At 56.5% G+C, this 3,846-nt stretch carries 2 protein-coding genes and 1 pseudogene; all 3 read left to right on the top strand.

The genetic code is table 11. The features are described from left to right. Positions 1–793 (top strand): annotated as a pseudogene (locus ACH2EH_RS15920) (hypothetical protein); the annotation flags it as partial. Next, positions 790–2,472: a tetratricopeptide repeat protein gene (locus ACH2EH_RS15915; protein WP_395143077.1), complete on the top strand. Its 1,683-nt coding sequence runs from the start codon at positions 790–792 to the stop codon at positions 2,470–2,472. The pseudogene ACH2EH_RS15920 and the gene ACH2EH_RS15915, both read left to right, overlap by 4 nt. A 60-nt stretch (positions 2,473–2,532) precedes the next feature. Next, positions 2,533–3,822 (top strand): ABC transporter permease, encoded by a 1,290-nt coding sequence (locus tag ACH2EH_RS15910; protein ID WP_395143075.1) that lies wholly within the window; start codon positions 2,533–2,535, stop codon positions 3,820–3,822. Positions 3,823–3,846: the final 24 nt, after the last annotated feature.

Raw genomic sequence — 3,846 nt, 5'->3', positions numbered from 1 at the left:
AGCACAACCAGGTGGCGTCGGCCCACTCTCGCCGCCCCAGGTTCCCTCACAGGTCTACCGGGATCCGTTTAAGCCTCTGCGGAATGCGACACCCTTTCCCCGTGAGAGCGCAACGTATTCGTCGGAACCCCGTGTGGGTCGTCCTTCAGGAAGTCCTATCTTGCCGAACCCTCGCGACGTAAACCCTGGTTCGAGTCTGAGTCACCCTGGTTCGAGTCTGAGTCAAGGAGGGAGTGTTCAGCCCATGCCCGTGCCGGAAAACGGTGGCTTTCCCCGGCGGAATGGGGGGGGCTTGCCTCCTCTGGGCGGTGTGCAGGGAAATCCCGATCCTATTCCTGCGGGGCCTCCCCCTGCCAATCCTAATCCTAGTATCCCGGCATCCAATCCGGGGAACACCGGTGAGCCACCTGCGGAAAACTCTGGCTATATCCGTGTCCGTGAGCACACTGCACCCCCAGGCGGCGGTGGGCGAACCTCCACGCGGGACGGCGATACGGTAGTGCGTGGCAGTGATCCTTTGCTCCGGGCACAAACCTTGCAGGTTTCAGGGAAGTACCGAGAGGCGCTCACCTCGTTCCGTGAGGCACTCTCCGCAGGAGCTGCTGTGGGCGAAGTGCAGCAAGGCATTGCGCTCTGCCATCAGCGGCTTGGGGAGAAAGCACCCGCTCGGGCGGCGTACCAGCAGGCAATTTCTGCCTTTGAAGCACAGGTACAAGCAGGGCGGAGCGTGGATCAGGCAAGCCGTGGGGTCGCAGCATGCCGTGCCGCTCTGGATGTATTAGGCAATTTATGAAACGACGTTTGTTTTTACTGGGTAGCTTAGGGTTTGCCACGCTGCCCGTTGCTGCTGTGCAGCCGCGCCCACTGATCTTGATCTTTCCAACGTCGTTAGGACGACTTTCTGTGGTGACCCAGGAAAAAGCTGGCCCCGATGGGCTTCTTGATGGGGATCGGATCAACTTGGCGGCTCTCGCGGTGCGAAATCAGCTTGAGGAAGAAAAAGTTGTTGTTACTCTTCTCTACGATAGCAACGATACCTACTTTAAAAAAGCTCTGGAGAGTGCAAAAATAAAGCTGGTTCCTGGCACTGAACCGGATGAAGCGATTCGGCTTAAGATTGGGGCGCAGGTCGGGGCACACTACATACTGACGGTCTTCTCGCGCCTCTCCGTGGATCAACCACAGACGGCTAAACCTGTGAAAGTTCCCGAGCTTACCGGAAAAGAAAAGAAAATTGCCGAGACGCAGGGACAAAAGCCGCTGGAACAGGTTAATCTGACAACACCGGGAATGCCCACGGCACCGACGCTAGAGCTGGAGGCGATTGAGATCAAGCCAGGAGCAAAGGCGGGGCGACGGTGGCAAGATAAGATTGCCATGGCTGCGGCCAACGAGGGTAGTCGTCGGCCCGTGGGGAGTATTCCCAATGGAATGCAGAGTGCTGCTCGTACACTTGTCTATCGGTTTCTAGGGGGACCGCTACGTGAGTTTAGCCGTAACGCTGTGGACCCTTCTCTCCTTCCGCCTCCAAATGTCCCAAAGCCCCCTGTGGTTGAAGTGCCCGCTACTGATTTTGATGCGGAGTCAGCGCGTCTGCAGAAGGAGGGGATGGATCTTCTGAGTCATGACAAGGTGCCCGCCGCTATTGTTCTTCTCCGGCAGGCAGTGAACTATCAGCCTCGCTCTGCCACTCCCCGTCTGTTATTGTCCCGAGCCTATCTCCAGGCACGACGACCGGGTGAGGCAGCCAGCGAGGTACGTCGTGCTCTGAAACTAGCGGAGGCGACTACGCCAGAGCAGCGTGCGGAGCTCACTCGGCTTTTGGCACACTCTCTCGTGGAAGATGGTGATCTTGAAGGAGCGACACAGCTTTTTAATCAGCTCCTGGCCGAGAATCCCGCTAGCACGGAAGCGCGCTTAGGATTGACGGAGCTGTTGTTGAACCGAGGGCAGAACGAAGCTGCCGAGATCCAGTACCGACTGATTCGGGAGCGGGATCCTGACAGTGTGGAGGCGGGGCAGGGTCTGGCACGCTTGCTTCTGGCGCGGGGAGCACTGGAGGATGCGATCAAGGAAGCCCGCAGTAGTGTCCCTTCCGTACGCCATCTCATGGCGACTCTGATCTTTGTAGATACCGCAAACGGGCTAGCTGGACGCATGGTGCAGAACCGAGCCGCCTGGGAAGAGAATAAGATCAGCCGAGAGGTTTTCTACAAGGCCGCGACCACGCAGGCAGGTCGCGCGAAGTTACTTGCCGAGCTGCTAACAGCCGCGCCACCCGTCGAAACTGTTGCTGATATTGTCAAGAGGGCACACAACCGGAGAGTTCTGGCTGCCAACCTGCTCTCACAGGCACTGGGAAGCCTGCAAGGTTTTTTGGAGACCGGGGAGGTCGCGGGTGGCGTGCGTGCCCGAACCCTCTTGAATGAGTTCTATACTGAGATGAAGGATGCCCAGGATCCCAAAGTCTGACGTAACTATCGGTGTGATTTTCTTGTCTCAGATGATGTGCACTTTTTAGAATCTCTCCGTGTGGCAATAACGGCGCTGGTCGCCAATAAGCTTCGTTCCCTGCTGACGATGCTGGGCGTGATTATTGGGGTTGGTGCGGTGATCATTATGATCTCCATCATCCAGGGAGCGCGCCAGAAAGTTGTCAAAGACTTCAATGAAAATGGCACCAATGTGGTGTTCGCTTTCTATGCCCCTAAGCGTGAGAAACGTAACCTGGGTAAGTTCGAGGGGCTAACCATGGATGATGTGGCGGCGATAGAGCGCCGCGCCACACTCATTGAAACCATAGTCCCCCGGCTGGACGGTCCGGCTAAAGTGGTAAGAGGCAAGAAGGATTTCAATGCCAAGGCCGTTGGTGCTACCGGTGATTATCTTTCGGTAAATCCGATAAAAATGGAGCAGGGGCGCTTCTTCCTGGGAAGTGGCCTCAACCTTAGAGGAGCACTCGATGCCGTTGCCGCGCAGCAAGCCAATGAGCTACAGATTGCGCAGGGACGTCTGCTGGGCATTGATGATCAGCAAACCTGGGCTAAAGTCTGCGTGATTGGGGATAAAGTAAAAAAGACTCTCTTCGAAAACGACGAAGAGGTGCTCGGACAGGTAATCACCGTGAGCATTGGGCAGGCGCGCTTGCCACTCACGATTGTCGGAGTGCTGGAGTACAAGGGCAACAATAACTTTGGTGATGGCTCTCCTGATGAACAGATACTGATCCCTTTCAGTACGATGCAGAAGCGCTTCAGCGGCAGCCGTATCGTTGCGATGCTCTCTGCACGCTCCAAGGGGGACGGCACGGCGGAGGCTGCTGCGGATCAGATATTTGCTATCCTTAAGGCGCGGCATCCCGAGCAGGCGCAAGACTTTATCATTGACACACAAGAAGGACTCCTCAAGCGCCTGGATCAAGTGCTGATGGTTTTCCAGATCGTGCTAGGCGGTGTCGGGTTTCTTTCCCTACTCGTGGGGGGGATTGGGATCATGAATATCATGCTGGTCTCGGTCACGGAGCGCACCAAGGAAATTGGGATTCGCAAGGCGGTGGGAGCCAAACGCGCCGATATTCTCCTACAATTCGTCACGGAGAGCATGACGGTATCAGGGTTTGGGGGCCTACTTGGAGTCGCGTTTGGCTATGGCATCTCCGCGCTGATTGGTCTGGCCATGAAAGATCAACTTCCCACGTTCGTCCCACTCTGGGCTGCGGGTCTGGGCTTCGGGTTCGCTGTGACTGTGGGGATGTTCTTTGGCATCTACCCTGCCGTACGCGCCTCAAAGCTTGATCCTATTAATGCGCTACGCTATGAGTAGAGCGCGTTAATTCTAGGAGGAAAC

Source organism: Armatimonas sp. (assembly GCF_043760365.1).
Classification (GTDB): domain Bacteria; phylum Armatimonadota; class Armatimonadia; order Armatimonadales; family Armatimonadaceae; genus Armatimonas.
The sequence above is the reverse complement of the archived record's forward strand: the minus strand, read 5'-3'. Positions and strand labels throughout refer to the sequence as shown.

Bases quoted from the DNA above. Each gene is read 5' to 3' on its own strand.
- ACH2EH_RS15915 (WP_395143077.1), top strand. From the start codon at position 790: ATGAAACGACGTTTGTTTTTACTGGGTAGCTTAGGGTTTGCCACGCTG.